This window comes from Kitasatospora sp. NPDC098663 (genome assembly GCF_044760075.1).
Taxonomy (GTDB): Bacteria; Actinomycetota; Actinomycetes; order Streptomycetales; family Streptomycetaceae; genus Kitasatospora.
Genome location: NZ_JBIWAP010000018.1, coordinates 92220 through 110832, shown reverse-complemented (window position 1 = coordinate 110832; position 18613 = coordinate 92220). Strand labels below are relative to the sequence as shown.

19 protein-coding genes are annotated in these 18613 nt (G+C 73.5%); 12 read left to right on the top strand and 7 right to left on the bottom strand.

Going from position 1 to position 18613, the window contains the following annotated elements:
* The first annotated feature begins 75 nt into the window (after nt 1–75).
* Nucleotides 76–1425, top strand: coding sequence for an erythromycin esterase family protein (locus ACIQVZ_RS20935; RefSeq protein WP_402451908.1), 1350 nt, complete (start codon nt 76–78; stop codon nt 1423–1425).
* Between the two features lie 37 nt (nt 1426–1462).
* On the opposite strand, the gene ACIQVZ_RS20930 is transcribed toward ACIQVZ_RS20935, so the two are convergent.
* Nucleotides 1463–1912 carry a MarR family winged helix-turn-helix transcriptional regulator gene (locus tag ACIQVZ_RS20930; protein ID WP_402451907.1) on the bottom strand — a complete coding sequence of 150 codons (450 nt, stop codon included), beginning with the start codon at nt 1910–1912 and terminating at the stop codon, nt 1463–1465.
* 118 nt (nt 1913–2030) lie between these two features.
* Here ACIQVZ_RS20930 and ACIQVZ_RS20925 point away from each other — a divergent pair, with 118 nt between their 5' ends.
* Nucleotides 2031–3392, top strand: coding sequence for an aldehyde dehydrogenase family protein (locus tag ACIQVZ_RS20925; protein WP_402451906.1), 1362 nt, complete (start codon nt 2031–2033; stop codon nt 3390–3392).
* An 80-nt stretch (nt 3393–3472) separates the two neighbouring features.
* A complete protein-coding gene (locus ACIQVZ_RS20920; RefSeq protein ID WP_402451903.1) occupies nt 3473–4246 on the top strand; it encodes a maleylpyruvate isomerase family mycothiol-dependent enzyme in 774 nt (257 codons plus the stop codon).
* Nucleotides 4247–4529: 283 nt separating this feature from the next.
* Here the strand turns inward: ACIQVZ_RS20920 and ACIQVZ_RS20915 are convergent, their stop codons facing one another.
* Nucleotides 4530–5504: a helix-turn-helix transcriptional regulator gene (locus ACIQVZ_RS20915; protein WP_402451902.1), complete on the bottom strand. Its 975-nt coding sequence runs from the start codon at nt 5502–5504 to the stop codon at nt 4530–4532.
* A gap of 99 nt (nt 5505–5603) precedes the next feature.
* On the opposite strand from ACIQVZ_RS20915, the gene ACIQVZ_RS20910 reads away from it, so the two are divergent.
* Entirely contained in the window at nt 5604–6146 is a 543-nt protein-coding gene (locus tag ACIQVZ_RS20910) for a DinB family protein (protein WP_402451900.1), read from the top strand.
* A gap of 96 nt (nt 6147–6242) precedes the next feature.
* Here ACIQVZ_RS20910 and ACIQVZ_RS20905 read toward each other — a convergent pair whose 3' ends face one another.
* Entirely contained in the window at nt 6243–6458 is a 216-nt protein-coding gene (locus ACIQVZ_RS20905; protein ID WP_350883920.1) for a heavy-metal-associated domain-containing protein, read from the bottom strand.
* Between the two features lie 447 nt (nt 6459–6905).
* Here ACIQVZ_RS20905 and ACIQVZ_RS20900 point away from each other — a divergent pair, with 447 nt between their 5' ends.
* The gene (locus ACIQVZ_RS20900; protein WP_387813011.1) at nt 6906–7607 is read left to right on the top strand and encodes a DUF3152 domain-containing protein; all 702 of its coding nucleotides are present in this window, start codon (nt 6906–6908) and stop codon (nt 7605–7607) included.
* A 35-nt stretch (nt 7608–7642) separates the two neighbouring features.
* Here the strand turns inward: ACIQVZ_RS20900 and ACIQVZ_RS20895 are convergent, their stop codons facing one another.
* Nucleotides 7643–9736: a HelD family protein gene (locus ACIQVZ_RS20895; RefSeq protein WP_402451898.1), complete on the bottom strand. Its 2094-nt coding sequence runs from the start codon at nt 9734–9736 to the stop codon at nt 7643–7645.
* 225 nt (nt 9737–9961) lie between these two features.
* On the opposite strand from ACIQVZ_RS20895, the gene ACIQVZ_RS20890 reads away from it, so the two are divergent.
* The 3 genes from ACIQVZ_RS20890 (at nt 9962) to ACIQVZ_RS20880 (ending at nt 12539) form a co-directional block, all read left to right on the top strand.
* Entirely contained in the window at nt 9962–10891 is a 930-nt protein-coding gene (locus ACIQVZ_RS20890; RefSeq protein ID WP_402452008.1) for a glutaminase, read from the top strand.
* A gap of 196 nt (nt 10892–11087) precedes the next feature.
* Entirely contained in the window at nt 11088–11498 is a 411-nt protein-coding gene (locus ACIQVZ_RS20885) for a hypothetical protein (RefSeq protein ID WP_350883914.1), read from the top strand.
* A gap of 162 nt (nt 11499–11660) precedes the next feature.
* Nucleotides 11661–12539 (top strand): alpha/beta fold hydrolase, encoded by an 879-nt coding sequence (locus ACIQVZ_RS20880; RefSeq protein WP_402451895.1) that lies wholly within the window; start codon nt 11661–11663, stop codon nt 12537–12539.
* A 77-nt stretch (nt 12540–12616) separates the two neighbouring features.
* Here the strand turns inward: ACIQVZ_RS20880 and ACIQVZ_RS20875 are convergent, their stop codons facing one another.
* Together ACIQVZ_RS20875 and ACIQVZ_RS20870 are read right to left on the bottom strand one after the other, a co-directional pair.
* Nucleotides 12617–14059, bottom strand: coding sequence for a DEAD/DEAH box helicase (locus tag ACIQVZ_RS20875; protein ID WP_350883910.1), 1443 nt, complete (start codon nt 14057–14059; stop codon nt 12617–12619).
* 354 nt (nt 14060–14413) lie between these two features.
* Complete coding sequence (locus ACIQVZ_RS20870; protein WP_063350360.1) at nt 14414–14617, bottom strand: cold-shock protein; 204 nt, start codon at nt 14615–14617, stop codon at nt 14414–14416.
* A gap of 438 nt (nt 14618–15055) precedes the next feature.
* On the opposite strand from ACIQVZ_RS20870, the gene ACIQVZ_RS20865 reads away from it, so the two are divergent.
* On the top strand, nt 15056–15283 hold the full coding sequence (locus ACIQVZ_RS20865) for a hypothetical protein (protein ID WP_063350359.1): 228 nt from the start codon (nt 15056–15058) through the stop codon (nt 15281–15283).
* A gap of 179 nt (nt 15284–15462) precedes the next feature.
* Nucleotides 15463–15825, top strand: a complete 363-nt coding sequence (locus ACIQVZ_RS20860; protein WP_350883907.1) for a hypothetical protein — start codon at nt 15463–15465, stop codon at nt 15823–15825.
* Between the two features lie 73 nt (nt 15826–15898).
* Here the strand turns inward: ACIQVZ_RS20860 and ACIQVZ_RS20855 are convergent, their stop codons facing one another.
* The gene (locus tag ACIQVZ_RS20855) at nt 15899–16594 is read right to left on the bottom strand and encodes a TetR/AcrR family transcriptional regulator (RefSeq protein WP_402451891.1); all 696 of its coding nucleotides are present in this window, start codon (nt 16592–16594) and stop codon (nt 15899–15901) included.
* A gap of 130 nt (nt 16595–16724) precedes the next feature.
* Between ACIQVZ_RS20855 and ACIQVZ_RS20850 the strand changes: the two genes are divergently transcribed.
* Both ACIQVZ_RS20850 and ACIQVZ_RS20845 read left to right on the top strand, forming a co-directional pair.
* Nucleotides 16725–17756 carry a medium chain dehydrogenase/reductase family protein gene (locus ACIQVZ_RS20850; protein ID WP_402451888.1) on the top strand — a complete coding sequence of 344 codons (1032 nt, stop codon included), beginning with the start codon at nt 16725–16727 and terminating at the stop codon, nt 17754–17756.
* Between the two features lie 199 nt (nt 17757–17955).
* A complete protein-coding gene (locus tag ACIQVZ_RS20845; RefSeq protein WP_350883901.1) occupies nt 17956–18546 on the top strand; it encodes a lytic polysaccharide monooxygenase in 591 nt (196 codons plus the stop codon).
* Nucleotides 18547–18613: the final 67 nt, after the last annotated feature.

Here is an 18613-nt window from a genome sequence, read left to right as displayed (position 1 = left end):
CCAGCGCGCCGCACCCCCGCCGCGACCGATGATCTTCTCACCGAGCTTTCGGGACAAGGAATCTGAGGAGAGATCATGACCACGGCGAACAAGCGAATGGTCGGCCGACGCGGACTGATCGCGGTGACGGCGGCGGCCGCCACCACCGCCCTGCTGGCCCCGGTGGCCTCCGCCGCCCCCGCGGCGGACGGCCCGCGGAGCACGGTGGTCCGCGCGTTGGAGCGGTCCGCGCACCCGCTGCGGTCGACCGAGCCCGGCGGCAGCACCAGCGACCTGCGGGCGCTCGGCGCGATGGTCGGGGACGCCAAGGTGGTGGGCCTCGGCGAGGCCACGCACGGCTCGCACGAGTTCTTCACCATGAAGGAGCGGGTCTTCCGCTACCTGGTCCAGGAGAAGGGCTTCACCACCTTCGCCCTGGAGATGAGCTGGTCGGCGGGCCTGAAGATCGACAAGTTCCTCCAGGACGGCAAGGGCGACGCCCGGCAGATCGTCAAGGACGAGCTGGGCCAATCACCTTGGGAGCGTCAGGAGTTCGTGGACCTGATCAGCTGGATGCGCGAGTACAACCGCCAGCACCCGCAGCGCCCGGTCCACTTCATGGGCGACGACGTCGGCGCCCCCAAGCTCGGCGAGGAGGTCTTCGCCCGGGTCGACGCCTACCTGCGCAAGGCCGACCCCGCGGCCCTGGCGCGCGTGGACGGGCTGTACGCGGGCCTGCGCCCGCTCGACGACACCGTCGGCTACCTGAAGCGGCCGGTGGCCGAGCGGAAGGAGAACGCCGCCAAGGCGCAGCAGGCGCTGGACCTGGTCACCGCCGCCAGGGGCACCGGCGGCGAGGAGTACGACTGGGCCGTGCAGCACGCCCGCGTCATCGCCCAGACCTTCGCCTTCGCCACCTTCGAACTCACCGACACGGCCTCGGTGAACGCCGCGGAGGTCCTCCGCGACCAGGCCATGGCCGACAACACCGCGTGGTGGCAGCGCCGCACCGGCGACCGGATGCTGCTCTCGGCCCACAACGGGCACGTCGGCTACCTGGCCAGCGATCCCGAGATGTACCCCAAGACGCAGGGCGCGATCCTGCGCGACGCCTTCGGCCCGGACTACCTGAACATCGGGTTCACCTTCGACCAGGGCTCCTTCCTCACCATGGGCGCCGCCCTCGACACCGACTGGGAGAAGAACACCGTGCCCCCGGCCACGCCCGGCATGAACGAGTACACCCTGGACCAGGTCCGCCGCCAGGACTACTACGTCGACCTGCGCACCGCCCCGCGCGTGGTCCGCGACTGGCTGGACACCGCCCGACCCGTGTACGAGGCCGGGTCCACGTTCACGAAGGACCCGCTGCCCTCCATCGCCCTCGGCCGGGCCCACGACGTCCTCATCCACCTCCACCAGGTCCACGAGGCCGAGAAGCTCTGACCGGGCTCCGGCCCAGCCCCGGATCGGCGGCCCGGCCTCAGGCCGGCGGGGGCGCCGTCTCGGGGAACGCCCGGTCCAGCAGCGCGCCCAGAGCGGCCCGGTCCTGGCCGGAGAGCTGTTCCAGCGCGGTCAGGCCGGACATCAGGTCGGCCCGGATCAGCCGGACGGTCTGCTCGCCCCGGTCGGTCAGGGCGATGCTCTTGACCCGGCGGTCGGCGGGGTCGGGCTCGCGGCGGACCAGGTCGCGGCCCTCCAGCCGGTCCACGATGCCGGTGACGTTGGAGGCGTCGCAGGACAGCAGTCCGGCGAGGGCGCGCATGGAGCGCGGCCGGGTGAGCAGGCTGAGGGTCTTGCCCTGCATCAGGGTCAGCCCGTGCCCGGCCGCGGCGGAGGCGAAGTGGCGGTAGTAGGCCGCGGCCACCCGGGCGAGCTGATCCATCAGCTCGCCCGGCGTGGCCGGTGGGTCCGGGTGGGGGTTCTGGTGCACGGTTCGAGCATAGGCACATTGCTTGACACCCTCAACCATTGAGGTTTACCGTCCAAGAATGCTTGAGGTCATAAACCATCGACGTCCTCAAGCCAGCTGGAAGGACCCCGAGACCCTCATGAACCACACCCCCGCCGCCACCCCGGACACCGCCCCCGAAGCCACGGAAGCCGCCCCGGAGACCGCCGCCGCCACGGTCACCCGCCTGCGCGCCGCCTTCGACACCGGCCGGACCAAGCCGCTCGCCTGGCGCCAGGCCCAGCTGGCGGCGCTGCGCTCGCTGCTCACCGAGCAGTCCGAGGCGTTCCTCCAAGCCCTGCACGAGGACCTCGGCAAGAGCACCACCGAGGCCTACCGCACCGAGATCGGCTTCACGCTCAACGAGCTCGACCACACCGTCGCCCACCTGGAGCAGTGGCTGCGGCCGAAGCCCGCCGCCGTGCCCGAGGTCTTCCAGCCCGCCGCGGCCCGCATGGTGCGCGATCCGCTCGGCGTGGTCCTGATCATCGCGCCCTGGAACTACCCGCTCCAGCTCGCCCTGTCCCCGCTGGTCGGCGCGCTGGCCGCCGGGAACGCGGCCGTCCTCAAGCCCAGCGAGCTCGCCCCCGCGACCTCCGCCGCGCTCGCCCGGCTGCTCCCGCGCTACCTCGACCCGGCGGCCGTCGCCGTCGTCGAGGGCGCCGTCCCGGAGACCACCGCACTGCTGGAGCAGCGCTTCGACCACATCTTCTACACCGGCAACGGCGCCGTCGGCCGGATCGTCATGGCGGCCGCCGCCCGGCACCTGACCCCGGTCACCCTGGAACTCGGCGGCAAGAGCCCGGTGGTGGTCGAACCCGGCATCGACCTCGCGGTCACCGCCCGGCGGATCGCCCGGGGCAAGTTCCTCAACGCCGGCCAGACCTGCGTCGCCCCCGACTACGTCCTCGCCATCGGCGAGAGCGCGCCCGCGCTGGAGGCGCACCTCGCCGACGCCGTCCGGGAACTGTACGGCGACGACCCGGCGACCGGCGGCGAGTACGGCCGGATCGTCAACGAGCGCCACTTCGACCGGCTCACCGCCCTGCTCGCCGACGGTCGGACCGTCACCGGCGGCACCCACGACCGCGCCGACCGCTACCTCGCCCCGACCGTCCTCGCCGACGTCTCCCCCGAGGCCCCCGTGATGCGGGCGGAGATCTTTGGCCCGATCCTCCCCGTCGTCGCCGTGCCCGACCTCGACGCGGCGATCGCCTTCATCAACGAGCGCGACAAGCCGCTCGCCCTCTACGCCTTCACCGAGTCCGCGCACACCAAGCAGCGCCTGACCGAGGAGACCTCCTCCGGCGCGCTCTCCTTCGGACTGCCGGTCTCCTACCTCGCCATGCCCGAGCTGCCGTTCGGCGGCGTCGGCGAGAGCGGCATGGGCCGCTACCACGGCGAGTACTCCCTCGACACCTTCAGCCACGCCAAGGCCGTCGTCGACAAGCCCCTCGCCTGACCGCTCCCCCCTCGTCGGACCGCCCCCTCGTCCGACCGCTTCTCCCCTCCCCGCCACCCCGACACCGAGCGAGCACCCTCATGACCACCATCGACCACGGCGCCGCCGTCGCCGCGGAGACCGCCCGGCTCGTCGCCGCCCTCCAGGACGCCGACCCGGCCACCCCGGTGCCCACCTGCCCCGGCTGGACACTGACCGACCTCACCCGCCACACCGGCAGCGTGCAGCGCTGGTTCACCGTCCTGCTCCGGCAGCGGATCCAGCAGCCGCCCCGCAGCCGCGAGGTCGACCTCCGGCTGCCCGCCGGGCCGGACGGCTACCCCGCCTGGCTGGCGGAGGCCGCGGCCGAGGCCGGCGCCGCGTTCGCGGAGACCGACCTCGACGCCCCGATGTGGGCCTGGGGCGCCGACCAGCACGCCCGCTTCTGGGTACGGCGGATGCTGTTCGAGACCCTGGTGCACCGCGCCGACGCGGAACTCGCCCTCGGGCGCACCCCGGTGCTCGACCCGGAGCCGGCCGCCGACGGGGTGTCCGAATTCCTCACCAACCTGCCCTTCGCCGCCTTCTTCGCCCCGGGGACCGCCGAACTGCGCGGCGCGGACCGCACCGTCCGCTTCACCCGCACCGACGGCAACGCCGGCTCCGCGGACGGCGACTGGCTGATCCGCCTGCGGCCCGACGGCTTCGGGCTCGACGCGGACGGCCCGGGCCCGGAGGCCGACGCGACCGTCCGGGCGAGCGCCGCCGATCTGCTGCTGCTCCTGTACGGCCGCCTCGACCTGGCCTCCGCCCGCCTCGACGTGCGCGGGGACGAGGAACTGCTCGCGCACTGGTGCGCCAACTCGGCGTTCTGACCTGCCCGGGCGAGGGGCGGCGGCCGGGCCATCCGAGCGGATGGCCCGGCCGTCCGCGTTGTCGTCGTCCTGAGCGGCGGGATGTCGGCACCCGCGCTGAACGCCCGCTGCCCGGCGCCGGTCAGCACGACCTCGGACGGTGTCGTCGGCGTCGACGCGGTCGGGTTCGGCGAGCAGCGCGTCGATGGTCGGGTGGTCGAGCGCGTCGAGCTCGTGCGCGCGGTCGATGGTCAGGGTGACGACGTGCTGGTCCCGCTCGCCGCGGATGTCCCGCCCCGGTGCCCTACTCCCCCAGGCCGCCCCGCGCCGCCCGGGTGAACCGCGCGCCCCACTCCTCGACGAGGTCGAGCAGTTCGGGCGGGCCGAGGACGCGGAAGTCCGCGCCCAGCGAGCCGAGCGCCATGGTGGGCCAGTCCAGGGAGTCTGCGGTCATCTCCAGGTGGCAGCGCCCGGCGTCGACCTCCTCGACGGTGCCCCACCGGCCGACCCGGGCGCGGACGGTCGCGGCCGGAGCGTCCACCAGCGCCGACACCCGGTACGGGCGCGGCACGCCGTTGAGACCGGCCCGGACGAACTCGGCGGCGTCGGCGGCGGGCAGCGAACGGGGCCCGAACCGGACGCCGCCGCCCTGCGGCGCGCTCAGCCGGTCGAGCCGGAAGGTGCGCCAGTCCTGCCGGTCGAGGTCGTAGGCGACCAGGTACCAGCGGCGGTGCAGGCAGACCAGCCGGTGCGGTTCGACCTGCCGTTCGGCGTGCCGACCGTCGGCGGCGGTGTAGGAGAAGCGCAGCCGCTCGCTGTCCCGGCAGGCCAGCGCGACCACGGTGAGCCGGTCGGGGTCGACGCCCGGCCCGGCCGTGGCACCCCCGCCGACGGGGACGGTCACCGCGCGCAGCGCCTCGACCCGGTGCCGCAGCCGGGCGGGCATCACCTGCACCACCTTGGCCAGCACCCGCACCGAGGCCTCGGCGATGCCCTCCACCGGGCTCTCCGCCGCGGCCTGGAGGCCCACGGCCAGGGCGACCGCCTCCTCGTCGTCGATCACCAGCGGGGGCAGCGCGGCGCCCGCGGCGAGTTGGTAGCCGCCGTCGACGCCGCGCTGCGCCTCCACGGGGTAGCCGAGTTCGCGCAGTCGGTCGATGTCGCGGCGCAGGGTGCGGATCGAGACCCCGAGCCGGTCGGCCAGCTCCTCGCCGGGCCAGTAACGGTGGGTCTGGAGCAGGGAGAGCAGTCGCAGCGTCCGGGTGCTGGTGTTCGCCATGACGCCGATCATCCCGGAATTCAGGCCAGGAAGTGGCCGCTATCGCGTCTAGCGTGGACCTTGTCCGAAGGAGCAGGAACCGAACGGAAGGCCACCACCATGACCAGCACCGCGACCCCGAACAACAGCACCACCACCGGCGAGCGCGCCGACCTGCTGGCGGCCCTGGCCAAGCAACGGCACTTCCTGCGCTTCACCACCCGCGACCTCACCGACGAGCAGGCCGGTCTGCGGACCACCGTCAGCGCACTGTGCCTGGGCGGCCTGATCAAGCACGTGAGCGCGGTCGAGCGGTTCTGGGTGGCCTTCATCGTGGAAGGCCCGTCCGCGATGCCCGACTTCAGCAGCTTCACCGAGGCCGACTTCGCCCGCCGTGCGGACGAGTTCCGCCTGCTGCCCGGCGAGACGCTGGCCCGCGTCCTGGCCGAGTACGCCGAGGTGGCCCGCCGCACCGACGACCTGGTCGCCACCCTCCCCGACCTGGGCGCCGCCCAGCCGCTGCCGAAGGCCCCCTGGTTCGAGGCCGACACCGAATGGTCGGCCCGCCGGGTGCTGATGCACATCGTCGCCGAGAGCGCCCAGCACGCGGGCCACGCCGACATCATCCGCGAGGCCCTGGACGGCGCGAAGAGCATGGGCTGACGCCGGCGGACGGCCCGGGCGCCCGGGGCCTGCCCGGCGGATCCGCCGGGCAGGCCCCGGGCCGCCCCTCCCCCTCAGCCGGTTGCCGGGGGCGGGTCAGCCCCGGCCGACGAAGGTGAACCCGGCCCCGGCGACCGCGCCACGGAGTACGGCGTCGTCGAGCGGTTGCGCGGACGCCACGGTGACGCGGCCGGTCGGCGCGTCGGCGCTGACTCCGGTGACGCCGGGGAGGGCGGCCAGCCCGGCGCTGACCGTCTTCTCGCAGTGGCCGCAGCTCATGCCGTCGACGGTGAGGACGGTGGTGATGGACATGGCGGTGCCTCCGGTGAGGTGAGGTGGGATGGGGCGGGGTGGGGAAGCCCGGCCGGGTCCGCTCGGACGCGGCCGGTGATCAACGTGCACCACGACAGCGGAAAGCGCCGCCGACGCCGAGGGACACGCCGCACGGGTGGCACCTTCGAGTGGTTCCGGGAACCGATCGGGCCGCGCGACCGACGGACCGTCACCGACCGACTGAACCGGTGGTCCGCTTTCGCCCGTTCCTCCCCATAACGCCCTTCCTTTCGGCGACCGAACCCCGTCCGAACCCGTCTGAACCCGTCTGAACTCCGCCTAGACTCGTCTGATCCCGACCGAACCCGCCCAGGAGCCCTTCACCGCCATGCCCACCCCGACGCCCCACACCTCCATACCCGGCGGGTCTACCGGACCCGACCCGACCACCGGAGCGAGGGCGCGCCTCGCAGCCGGGGGCAGCCGATGAAGAGGTTCACCGGATTCCGGCGCCTGCGGCTCTGGCACGGCGCGCTCGCCCTGGTGGTGGCGGGCGCCGTGACCGCCGGCCTGCTGTGGTGGCACCCGTGGGCCCCGGGCGACGGGCAGAAGCCCATGGAGTTCACCACGGCCGCCGGCGACTCGCCCCGCTTCGGCACCGGCGAGCACCTGTACCGCTACAAGGTGCGGGCGGAGAACGGGATCGCCGAGAGCCCCGGGCAGTTCGCCGCCGAGGTCGACGCGGTCCTCGGGAACGTCCAGTACGGCTGGGCCGCCGGTGGCACCGCCTCCTTCCAGCGCATGCCCGCCGACCCGGTGGACTTCACCGTCTACCTGGCCACCCCGAAGACCACCGACCGGATCTGCGGCCAGTACGGCCTGGACACCGGCGGCACGGTGAACTGCGGCGTGGGCCACCAGGTCGTCATCAACCTCAAGCGCTGGACGGAGCTTTCGGAGTTCTACGTCGGCAAGCCCGAGCTCTACCACGCGCTCGCCGTCAACCACGAGGTCGGCCACATCCTCGGCAACGGCCACGTCGACTGCCCGGGCCCGGGCGCTCCGGCGCCGGTGATGATGCAGCAGATCAAGGGCCTGCACGGCTGCGTCCCGAACGGCTGGCCCTACTCCGACACCGGCACCCTCCTCACCGGCCCGCCCGTCCAGGCCCCCACCTCCGCCCCCTGACGGCCCGCGCGCGGCCGCCCGGCTGCCGGCCGCCCTCAGGACCAGGCGGCCGGCAGCGGACGGGCGTGCAGCACGTCCAGCCGGGACACCGCCCGGGTCACAACCACGTAGAGGCGGTGCAGGCCGCGCGGTTCGGCCTCGACGATGGCGGCGGGCTCCAGCACGATCACATGGTCGTACTCAAGTCCCTTGACCAGCGAGGCCGGTAGCACCGTGACCCGTGCCGGGGTGCCGACCTCCGCCGCCGACGCGGCCGCCACCCCGGCCTCCCGCAGCGCCGAGGCGGCCCCCGGGGCCTCCGCGTCCGCGGCGATGACCGCGATCGACCCCTCCCGCTCCAGCGCGCCGCGCACCGCCTGCACCACCGCCCGACCCGGGTCGCCGACATGACGCACCATCATCTCGCCGTCCTGGCGCAGCGAGCGGGCCGGCGGGACGCCCACGTCCAGCGCGGCGAGCAGTCGGTTGGCCAGCGCCAGGACGGCCGCCGGCACCCGGAAACCGGTGGTCAGCGGCACCACGGCCGCCTGCGGCTTGCCCAGGTGCGCCAGTTGCTCGGGCCAGCTGCGCGCCGACCACGGCGCGGTCGCCTGCGCGAGGTCGCCGAGGACGGTGAGCGAGCCGAAGGCACTGCGGCGGGCGATCGCCCGGCACTGCATCGGCGAGAGGTCCTGCGCCTCGTCGACCACCACGTGGCCGAAGCCGGCCGGCCGCTCGATCAGCCCGGCCACCTCGTCGAGCAGCAGCAGGTCGTGCCCGGACCAGCGCGCGCTCTTCGGCGAGCGCGGCGGCCGGTGCCGGCGGATCGCCGCCTGCTCGGCCGGCGTGAGCAGGCCGTCGGCGGCCTCGGCCAGGACGGCGGGGTCGCCGAGCAGGGCCGCCAGCACCGCCTCCGGGCGCAGCGCGGGCCACGCCGCGTCGAGGAAGGCCGCCACCGGCCGGCAGCGGCCGATCCTCGCCCGCCAGGCTCCGCCCTTGATCCCGGACCGCCGCTCGGCCCGGTCCTGGAGCGCGGCCACCACTCGGGTGCGGAGGTTCTCCCGGCCGATCGCGTACGGCGCGTCCTGCTCGCGCAGTTCGGTGACCATCCGGTCCAGTTCGTCCGCCGGGACACGCCAGCGGTAGGAGCCGTCCGGGACGACCAACGCCTCGGAGCCGGTCGCGTCGACCCGCCCGTACAGCGCCCGGCGCAGCACGGCCGCCATCCGGGCGTCCTGCTTGACCGCGGCGGCCCGATCGTCGTCCTCCGCCTGGACGGGGTGCGTGGCCACCAGGTCCTCGACGGTGCACTGGGCGATGTCGATCTCGCCGAGCGCGGGCAGGACTTCGGCGATGTAGCGCAGGAAGGTCGGGTTCGGGCCGACGACCAGCAGGCCACCGCGCTGGATCCGCTGGGGGAAGGTGTAGAGCAGGTAGGCGGCGCGGTGCAGGCCGACGGCGGTCTTGCCGCTGCCCGGCGCGCCCTGGATGCACACCGACTCGGTCAGCCCGCCGCGCACCAGCGCGTCCTGCTCGGGCTGGATGGTGGCGACGATGTCACGCATCGGCCCGGTCCGGGGGCGTTCGATCTCGGCGGCGAGGATGCCGCCGGTGCCTCGCCGCCCGCCCAGCGCCCCGGCGCGGTCCAGGTGCTCGTCCTCCAGGCCGGTGAGGTCCTCGGGCGCGCCGGGGCTCGACGGCGCCCAGCCGAAGCGCCGTCGCCTCGCGAGGCCGAGCGGCCGGTCTGCGCTCGCCTGGTAGAACGCCCGGGAGACCGGGGCCCGCCAGTCGATCACCAGCGGCGGCGCGGCCGGGTCGGCCGAGATCCGGCGGCGGCCCACGTAGTAGCGCTGGCGCCGGTGGTCGCCGGTCTCCGGGGCGTCGTCGAAGTCGAGCCGGCCGAAGAACGCCGGGCTCTGCGGCAGTTCCCGCATCCGCCGGGCCCGGGTCCGCAGGTAACGGCCGAGGGCCTCCGCGCCGGCGCCGTCGCCGGAGACGTCCTCCGCGGCGGCGACCTGGTGGTCCGCGTCCTCGACCTGCCAGGCCAGGGCCGCCCGGCAGGCCTCGACGTGGGCCCGTTCGCCTTCCAGTTCCCCGTCGAGACCGGCCGTCTTCCGCTCGCCGTCCGCGCGCCGGAGGTCTCCCGCCATCGCCGCACCCCTTTCCCCGTCACTTCCCTGCCACCGGTTCCGCCCGGCCGTGCGCCCGCAGCGCGTACGCACGGAGCAGCATAACTGAACCCGGTTAAGAGAATGACTGAGTTGTGTTTCAGGTGGAGTCGGGGTGCGCGTCCGCGCGTCCCGGAGCACGGATAATCCTGTATCGGACCAGGTCGTGGTCCTGATCGTGCTCATGGAGGAACAGCGTTGAACGGTATGCCCGCCGGAGAGAACCTCGACTACCGGCTGCTGCTGGATGCCGCGGCGGCGGCCGCGCGGGCGACCGGCGACCAAGGGCATGTCGCCGACTACATCCCCGCCCTCGCCACGGTCGACCCGGACGCCTTCGGCATGGCGGTGGCCACCGTCGACGGCGAGCTGTACGGGGTCGGGGACTGGGAGCAGCCGTTCTCCGTCCAGAGCGTCTCGAAGCTGTTCACCCTGGCGCTTGCCCTGGCCCACGGCGGGGACACGCTCTGGCGCGGGGTGGGGCGGGAGCCGTCCGGCAATCCCTTCAACTCGCTGGTGCAGCTGGAGAGCGAGCACGGCATCCCGCGCAACCCGTTCATCAACGCCGGCGCGCTCGTGGTGACCGACCGCCTGCAGACCATGACGGGCGACGCCGCCGGGGCGGTCCGCGAGTTCCTCCGCCGGGAGTCCGGCAACCCGCTGCTCGACACCGATCCGGTCGTGGCCGCGTCCGAGGCCGAGCACGGCCACCGCAACGCCGCCCTGGCCCACTTCATCGCCAGCCACGGCAATCTGGAGAACCCGGTCGAGACCGTCCTCGACCACTACTACGCGCACTGCGCGGTGTCCGCCAGCTGCCGGGACCTGGTCCTGGCGGGCGCCTTCCTGGCCCGCTACGGGGTGCGCACCGACGGCACCCGGCTGATGTCGCGCAGCGAGGCCAAGCGCGTCAACGCCGTCCTGCTCACCTGCGGCACCTACGACGCGGCGGGCGAGTTCGCCTTCCGGGTCGGACTGCCGGGCAAGAGCGGCGTGGGCGGCGGCGTCCTCGCGATACTGCCCGGGCGGGCCGCGGTCTGCGCCTGGGGCCCCCGGCTGGACCAGGCCGGCAACTCGGTGGCCGCGGTCACCGCCCTGGACGCCCTGACCACGCTCTCCGGCTGCTCGATCTTCTGACCCTCCGGCTGCCGCCCCGTCGTTTCCGCGGGCTCGCGCGCCGCACCCGGCCGTCGCCCGACTTGTGGCGCTGATCCGGCTGTTGGGCACCGACCGGCCGGTCGTCCATGGCATGCTCCAGGCGGGGGCGCCGATCGTGATGACGATCGGCCGGCCATGAGGAACACGACCAAGAGGAAAGTGGGGGTCCCGTCCCATGCGAACCGCCGTAGCAAGCTTGTTGGCCCTGGCCGGCGCGGCAGGGCTGGTGCTCAGTTCGTTCCAGCCCTGGTACGCCAAGAGCGATCCGAGGTCCGTACCGGTCGCCGACCTGTTCCGGGGCATGTCACCCACCCGCACCACGTCGACCGGTATGTCGATGTTCCTGCTGCTGGCCGTCGCCGCGGCGATCGCGGTGCTGGCGCTGCTGGTGCGCTCGCGCCCGGGCCTGCTCCTGGCCGCCGTGGTCGCGGTGGTCACCGGCGTGCTCTGGGTGTACCAGAAGGGGCGGGAGCTGAAGCCGCTCTCGCTCGGGATCGGCGATCTGGAGAACGGCTTCTGGAACGCCTGCGGCGGCGTCCTGGTGCTCCTCCTCGCACTGGCCGTGATGCCGCCCAAGCGCTCCTGAGCCTTCCCGCCTCCCGGCCCGGTCGCCCTCAACGGCGGCCGGGCCGGAGTCGTTTCCGCCCGAGGCGACCCACTCCCCATCACTCCCTAAAATCACCTTTACTTCACCTCTCGCGGTAGTTTAAGGATAGATACCTACCTATCGAGCGAGCTGGAGTACGGCATGACCATCTACACCTCCGACGAGGGCGCCCGCGTCCTCGCCCAGGAGTACACCGCCCTCCTGGACCGCTGGCCCGTGCCCGCCGAACGGCTGCACGTCCCCACCCGCCAGGGTTCGACCTTCGTCCTGGCCTGCGGCCCCGAGGACGCGGCGCCCCTGGTCCTGCTGCACGGGTCCGGGGCGAACGCGGCGATGTGGGCGGACGACGTGGCCCTGTGGGCCCGGCACTTCCGCGTCTACGCCGTCGACGTGATCGGCGAGCCCGGCCTGAGCGCCCCCGTACGCCCCGAACTGCACTCCGACGCGCACGCGCTGTGGCTGGACGACGTGCTGGACGCGCTGCGCGTCGAGCGCGCCGCCTTCGCGGGGACGTCGCTGGGCGGGCTGCTGGCCCTCGACTACGCCATCCGCCGCCCGCAGCGGGTGGACCGGCTGGCGCTGCGCTGCCCCAGCGGGATCGGCCGCCAGAAGTGGGGCGTCCTGGTCGCCGCGCTGTTCGTGCTGCCGTTCGGGGAGTGGGGGCGGCGCACGATGCTGGGGCTGGCCCTGGGCCCCGCCCCCACCACCGCCCCGCCCACGGCCGAGCAGCGCGCCTTCGGCGAGTACGTGCTGCTCATCCATCAGCACTTCCGGCCGCGGCGGGAGAAGCTCCCGGTCGTCACCGACGCCGACCTGGCGGGCCTGGAGATGCCGGTGCAGGTCACCATCGGTGGCCGCGACCGGCTCATCGACTCCCACGACACCCGCCGCCGGCTCCAGCGGGCCGCCCCCCGGGTCTCGGTCACCTTCCTCCCCGAGGCCGGCCACCTGCTCAGGGACCAGACCAGGCCGGCCCTCGACTTCCTCCTCGCCGCGGAAGGCGGCCCGCCCCAGGCCTGAACGCGAACGGCCCCGCGCTCCACCGCCCGTCGGGGCGGGGAGCACGGGGCCGTCGTACCGGGCCCGCACGAACAAGGTCAGGACCGCGCGGCGGACCTCACGGAGCGCGGATGACGGGCGGCGGCAGCGCCGGCCGGGCGGCGGCGCCCGCCACCGACGGCGCCCCGGGCGGAGCGGCGGGGACGCTCGACGACCGGGTCGGGGATCGTCACGGGGATGCCGGTCGGAACGCGGGCCCCGGTGAGGCGGGCGAGTTCGTCGTCGTCGGAGTGGACGCGGGTGGTCGTGGGGGCGATGCCGGCGGTGGCCGCCAGCCGGGCCATCTGGCGGCGCTGGCTGGGCAGGACGAGGGTGACGACGGTGCCGGACTCGCCGGCCCGGGCGGTACGACCGCCCCGGTGGAGGTAGTCCTTGTGGTCGACCGGCGGGTCCAGGTTGACGACCAGGTCGAGGCCGTCGACGTGGATCCCCCGCGCGGCGACGTTGGTGGCGATCAGCGCGGTGACCTGGCCGGTGCGGAACTGCTCCAGGGTCCGGGTGCGCTGGGGCTGGGACTTGCCGCCGTGCAGGGCCGCGGCCTTCACCCCGTTGGCGAGCAGGTCCTCGACCAGCGCGTCGGCTCGGTCCCGGGTCTCGGTGAACATGATCACCCCGCCGTCCCGGGCGGCGATGCGGACGATCAGGGTGTTCTTGTCGTGGTTCTGCACATGCAGCACGTGGTGCTCCATGGTGGTGACCGCTCCGGCCGACGGATCCACCGAGTGGGTGACCGGGTCCTTGAGGAAACGGCGCACCAGCCGGTCGACGTTGCGGTCCAGGGTGGCGGAGAAGAGCAGCGTCTGGCAGTCGGCGGCGACCTGTTCGAGCAGCTCGGTGACCTGGGGCAGGAAGCCCATGTCGGCCATCTGGTCGGCCTCGTCCAGGACGGCGATGTCGACGTCGTCCAGCCGGCAGTGGCCGCGCTGGATCAGGTCCTTCAGCCGGCCGGGGGTGGCCACGACGACCTCGGCGCCCCGGTGCAGCACCTGGGACTGGCGGCCGATCGACACGCCGCCCACCACGGTCGCCATCCGCAGCCGCACCGAGTGCGCGTAAGGGGTGAGCGCCTCGGTGACCTGCTGCGCGAGCTCCCGGGTGGGGACCAGCACCAGGGCCAGCGGGCTGCCCGGCTCGGCCCTGCGGCCGGCGGCACGCGCGGCGGTGCGGGCCAGCACGGCGAGACCGAAGGCGATGGTCTTGCCGGAGCCCGTCCGGCCCCGGCCGAGCACGTCACGGCCGGCCAGCGAGTTCGGCAGCGTGGTGGCCTGGATGGGGAACGGCGAGGTGACGCCCTGGCGGGTCAGCGTCTTCAACAGGGCCGCGGGCATGTCCAGTTCGTCGAACGACTCGACGGCGGGCAGGGCGGGGGTGGTGCTGACCGGGAGTTCGAACTCCTGCTGGGAGGAGCGGCCCTGGGCCCGGTTCGGGGCTCCGGTCCGGCGGTGCGGGCTGCGGTGCGACGGGCGAGTCGAGCGGTTCATACGGAACCTTCCTCAGGACGGCACGTCGCGAGGAAGGCTCCGCTGCACGGACGCGCGGAGATCACAAGAAACGGGCCGGAGATGTGCCGGGCGGGGCGCGGACGATGCGGCCGGGCGAGGCATGGACGGTGCAGCCACCGGTGGGCGGGCGCCGGTGCGCGCGGTCGGCGCGACACGGCCCGCGCGGAACGGCGGACGACGGCCGAGGGCGGATCCACGGGGCCCGGTACGGCCGGGGCGGCCTGGCGGCCGGAACGGCCGGAGGCGATCGGGGGTGGAACGGCCGAGGGGCCCGCACCGGGCGTAGTGCACGGTGCGGGCCCCTCGCTACCAGGCGAGTGCCGTGGCAGAGAACTACAGCGGGCGAATGTTCTCGGCCTGCGGGCCCTTCTGGCCCTGCGTGACGTCGAACTCGACCTTCTGGCCCTCGAGCAGCTCACGGAAGCCCTGGGCGTTGATGTTCGAGTAGTGGGCGAAGACGTCAGCGCCGCCGTCCTCCTGCTCGATGAAGCCGAAGCCCTTTTCCGCGTTGAACCACTTCACGGTACCAGTAGCCATTAAAAAATCTCCTTCGAGAGACTGTACGAAGTCCGCACCGTGCGGACGTCGAGTCGCCGCGATGAGCACCCGCCGGGGAAAGAGCCGGAAAACAAAAAATGCGCCTGCAATACATCAGCAGGCGCACACAAAGTTCATGGGAACCACTACTGCAACTAAATCGACTGTAGCAGGCCCGGGCTCGTCGCGGTGGATGTTCCGCACCCGGTCTTTCCCGCCCCTCCCCCACGGGATCGGCTCGCCCGCCGACGGGGTCGGCAACGGGAGGTGCCGCCAGGGCAGTTGGGGTGGCGGCGGCGGGGCCCGGTCGGGCGGAGAATTTTTTCGGGCCGGGCGGGTCCGCCGAGCCGGGGCCGACTGGTGGCGCCCTGTCACCCGGCGGGGTTCCGGCCCTCCGGAAGGGTCCGCTCCCCGGTTTTTCGGAGCATACTGATCGGGATGACGAAATCACCGGCAGTCCGGCGCCACCTGCCCACCAGCCCCTTCAAAGCCCCGGCCGAGGTGCCCCGCAAGCGGTTCGCCGCGGGCGACCGGGTCACCCACGACAAGCACGGCCTCGGCCGGGTCGTCGACGTCGAGGACGGCAGCGACATCGCGGTCCTCGTCGACTTCGGCTCCCGCCAGGAGCGACTCACCCCTCCGTACGCCGAGATGTGGAAGCTCTGACCCGGGGCTCCCCCCCGGGACACCAGGGCCCGGGCCCCGGAAGGTTCCACGAGACCTTCCCCAGGACGCCGGACCGTGCGTAGGCCGTAGGACAGGCCACGCGCACGGTCACGCGCCCGGCCTGCACCGAACCGTGCACGAGACCACCGAAGCCGGCGGCGGCGCAATAGTCTGGGTGCATGTCGAACTCTGATGAGCTCCTCGTTGACATCGCCGCCATGGTGGAGTCCGAGCACAGCAACCAGATGTCCTTGACCGTGGTCGTCCCCGGAGCGGTCATCACCGGCCGGCTCGCACCGATGGCCCTCTGGTTCGAGCGGGTGTCGGAAGTCCTGCACACCTCACAGCACTTGAAGCCGTTCGCCGCCCTCTTCTCGCCGCCCTCCGCCAGCGTGCCCGAACGGCCGACGCACCTGCACCTGCACCGGGCGCGGATCCTCCAGGGCGACTTCGGACTGCCCCACACCGGCGGCATGTACCGGATCGCCATCGAGGACGTGAGCAGTTGGACGGTGGGTGACCTCAGCTACTCCGACGCCTGACCTCCGACGGGGCCCCGGGCGGCCGCACGGCCGCCCGGGGCCCCGTCCGTACACACGGGCCCGCGCCGCGCCGTCAGCGGCCGGTGAGCGAGCGGAGCTCGGCGGCGTAGAGCTCGGCGGGGTCGAACCCCATGCCGGCGAAGTGGCCGGCGAGTTCGAGGGAGAGCACGCCGTGCAGCCGGGTCCAGACGGCGAGGGCCAGGTGGAGGACCGCCGGCGGGGCCGGGTGCTCCCCGGCCCAGGCCCGGTGTTCGGCGAGGTGGGCGTCGAACGGGGACGGCGGCACGGCCGGTGACCGCTCCGCCGGCGGCTGCTCGACGGGCGGCTGTTCGACGAGCGACGGTTCGGCGGCGCAGGCATCGAGCAGGACGGCCATGATCTCCACGGAGATCCGGGTGGTGTCCTCGGGCGCCCGGTAGCCGGGCACGGGAGTGCCGTAGACGAGCAGGTACCGCTGGGGGTCGTCCAGGGCCCACCGGCGCAGCGCCTGCGCCAGCCCGGCCACGTCGGCACCCGCGGCGGCGCGGGCCCGGAAGGCGTCGGCGAGGCTCCGGTAGGCGTCCCGGACGAGTTCGGTGATCAGCTCGTCGCGACTGGCGAAGTACCGGTAGAGGGCCGGGCCGCTCATGCCCATCCGCTTGGCGATGGCGTTGAGGGACAGCGCGGAGGCCCCGGCGGTGGCGATCTGCTCCCAGGCCCGCTCCTTGATCTCCTCCTGCACCTGGGCGCGGTAGCGCTCCCGGGGAGTCCTCACATCCGACGCGCCCATGGCCGCCTCCAGACCTCACGACGACATCACCATCTCGTTAGAGGCTATCACTCCCCCTCTTGACTCTCACCGATGCCTGCCGTTATAACTTCTAACGAAGGCAACAGCATCTACCGAGAAGGAGGGCGTCATGGACACCGAACGCCTCGTCCAGGTCGTACTGCCGGGCGTCGTGGCGCCGGAGGGCCTGGAGATCCGGCACGGAGCCGTGCCGCGGGCCGGCCGGGGACAGGTCCTGATCGCCATGGAGGCGAGCGGCGTCTCGTTCGCCGAGCAGCAGATGCGCCGCGGCCGGTACTACGACCAGCCGCCGTTCCCGTTCGTCCCCGGCTACGACCTGGTCGGCCGGGTACTGGCCACCGGCGAGGGCGTCGACCCGAGGCTGGCCGGGCAGCGGGTGGCCGCGCTGATGAAGGTCGGCGGGTGGGCCAGCCACGTGACCGTCGACGCCGCCGACGCCGTGCCCGTCCCGGACGGCCTCACCGCGGCCGAGGCGGAGACCGTGGTGGTCAACGGCATCACGGCCTGGCAGCTGCTGCACCGCCGGGCACGGGTGCGCACCGGGCAGCGGATCCTGGTGCACGGCGCCTCCGGCGGGGTGGGCTCCGTGCTGGTCCAGTTGGCGCGCGCGGCCGGCGTACAGGTGATCGGCACCGCGTCCGCGCGGCACCACGACGCCCTGCGGGAGCTCGGCGCGACCCCGGTCGACTACCGCACCGAGGACGTGGCGGCCCGGGTCCGGGAGCTGGCGCCCGGCGGGGTGGACGCCGTGTTCGACCACGTCGGCGGGCGCAGCGTGATCGACTCCTGGCACCTGCTCGCCCCCGGTGGCACCCTCGTCGCCTACGGCAGCGCCTCCACCCGCGACGACACCGGCTCCAAGCAGTGGCCCGTGCTGAAGATCCTCGCCCGCACCTGGCTCTGGAACACCCTGCCCAACGGCCGCCGCGCCCACTTCTACAACATCTGGGCCGACCGCGCCCTCGGCCGGGACCGCTTCCGCGCCCGCCTGCGGTCCGACCTCGCCCAGGTGTTCGCCGCCGTCGCCCGCGGTGACGTCACCGCCCGGATCGCCGCCCGGCTTCCGCTCGCCCGGGCCGCCGAGGCCCTGCGGCTGGCGGAGTCCGGGACCGTCAGCGGCAAGATCGTCCTGACTCCCTGACCTGCGGGGGCGCGGAGGTCCGGGGCACGGCAATGGCTCGGCAATGACCCGGCAATGGTTCAGACCATTGACGGCCCGGGCGGGGGCTTCTACGGTGTCAGCACCGACCTGACGCAGGCATGCCACGATCTTCGGCCGCGCCCCCACGCGCGCGTCCTACGTCGGGCGCACACTCCATCCACCCCCACGGAGGAGCACCATGCGCAAACGTCATCTCGCCGGCGCGGCCGCAGCCGCGATCGCGCTCCCGCTCGTGCTGGCCCTGCCCGCCCAGTCGCACGGCTACATCAACCTGCCGCCCAGCCGGTCCGCGCTCTGCGGAGCGGGCGGGGTGCCGTGGGACTGCGGCGACATCCAATGGGAACCGCAGAGTGTCGAGGGCCCGAAGGGCTTCCCCGGCCGGGGCCCGGCCGACGGCACCATCTGCGCCGGCGGGGACGCCCGTTGGGCCCCGCTGGACAACCCGCGCAACGGCACCTGGCCGACCACCCGGGTGACGGCGGGCCAGCAGCTCACCTTCACCTGGTACATCGAGGCCCGGCACTCCACCACGAACTTCAGGTACTTCCTCACCAAGCCCGGTTACGACGCGAGCCAGCCGATCACCCGGGCCAGCCTGGACCTCACCCCCTTCCTGACCGTCCCCTACAACGGCCGCCAGCCCGCCGCCACCACCACCCACACCGCGACCCTCCCCAGCGGTCGTACCGGGCACCAGGTGGTGGTGGCGGTCTGGGACGTCGCCGACACCGGCAACGCCTTCTACTCCTGCACCGACGTCCAGTTCTGACGCTCCTGACCGCTGCACCGTGCTGACGGCCCCGGTCCCGCCGGCCCCGACCAGGGGCGGCGGGACC

Bases quoted from the DNA above. Each gene is read 5' to 3' on its own strand.
- ACIQVZ_RS20935 (WP_402451908.1), top strand. From the start codon at position 76: ATGACCACGGCGAACAAGCGAATGGTCGGCCGACGCGGACTGATCGCG.
- ACIQVZ_RS20925 (WP_402451906.1), top strand. From the start codon at position 2,031: ATGAACCACACCCCCGCCGCCACCCCGGACACCGCCCCCGAAGCCACG.
- ACIQVZ_RS20920 (WP_402451903.1), top strand. From the start codon at position 3,473: ATGACCACCATCGACCACGGCGCCGCCGTCGCCGCGGAGACCGCCCGG.
- ACIQVZ_RS20915 (WP_402451902.1), bottom strand. From the start codon at position 5,504: ATGGCGAACACCAGCACCCGGACGCTGCGACTGCTCTCCCTGCTCCAG.
- ACIQVZ_RS20910 (WP_402451900.1), top strand. From the start codon at position 5,604: ATGACCAGCACCGCGACCCCGAACAACAGCACCACCACCGGCGAGCGC.
- ACIQVZ_RS20905 (WP_350883920.1), bottom strand. From the start codon at position 6,458: ATGTCCATCACCACCGTCCTCACCGTCGACGGCATGAGCTGCGGCCAC.
- ACIQVZ_RS20900 (WP_387813011.1), top strand. From the start codon at position 6,906: ATGAAGAGGTTCACCGGATTCCGGCGCCTGCGGCTCTGGCACGGCGCG.
- ACIQVZ_RS20895 (WP_402451898.1), bottom strand. From the start codon at position 9,736: ATGGCGGGAGACCTCCGGCGCGCGGACGGCGAGCGGAAGACGGCCGGT.
- ACIQVZ_RS20890 (WP_402452008.1), top strand. From the start codon at position 9,962: ATGCCCGCCGGAGAGAACCTCGACTACCGGCTGCTGCTGGATGCCGCG.
- ACIQVZ_RS20885 (WP_350883914.1), top strand. From the start codon at position 11,088: ATGCGAACCGCCGTAGCAAGCTTGTTGGCCCTGGCCGGCGCGGCAGGG.
- ACIQVZ_RS20880 (WP_402451895.1), top strand. From the start codon at position 11,661: ATGACCATCTACACCTCCGACGAGGGCGCCCGCGTCCTCGCCCAGGAG.
- ACIQVZ_RS20875 (WP_350883910.1), bottom strand. From the start codon at position 14,059: ATGAACCGCTCGACTCGCCCGTCGCACCGCAGCCCGCACCGCCGGACC.
- ACIQVZ_RS20870 (WP_063350360.1), bottom strand. From the start codon at position 14,617: ATGGCTACTGGTACCGTGAAGTGGTTCAACGCGGAAAAGGGCTTCGGC.
- ACIQVZ_RS20865 (WP_063350359.1), top strand. From the start codon at position 15,056: ATGACGAAATCACCGGCAGTCCGGCGCCACCTGCCCACCAGCCCCTTC.
- ACIQVZ_RS20860 (WP_350883907.1), top strand. From the start codon at position 15,463: ATGTCGAACTCTGATGAGCTCCTCGTTGACATCGCCGCCATGGTGGAG.
- ACIQVZ_RS20855 (WP_402451891.1), bottom strand. From the start codon at position 16,594: ATGGGCGCGTCGGATGTGAGGACTCCCCGGGAGCGCTACCGCGCCCAG.
- ACIQVZ_RS20850 (WP_402451888.1), top strand. From the start codon at position 16,725: ATGGACACCGAACGCCTCGTCCAGGTCGTACTGCCGGGCGTCGTGGCG.
- ACIQVZ_RS20845 (WP_350883901.1), top strand. From the start codon at position 17,956: ATGCGCAAACGTCATCTCGCCGGCGCGGCCGCAGCCGCGATCGCGCTC.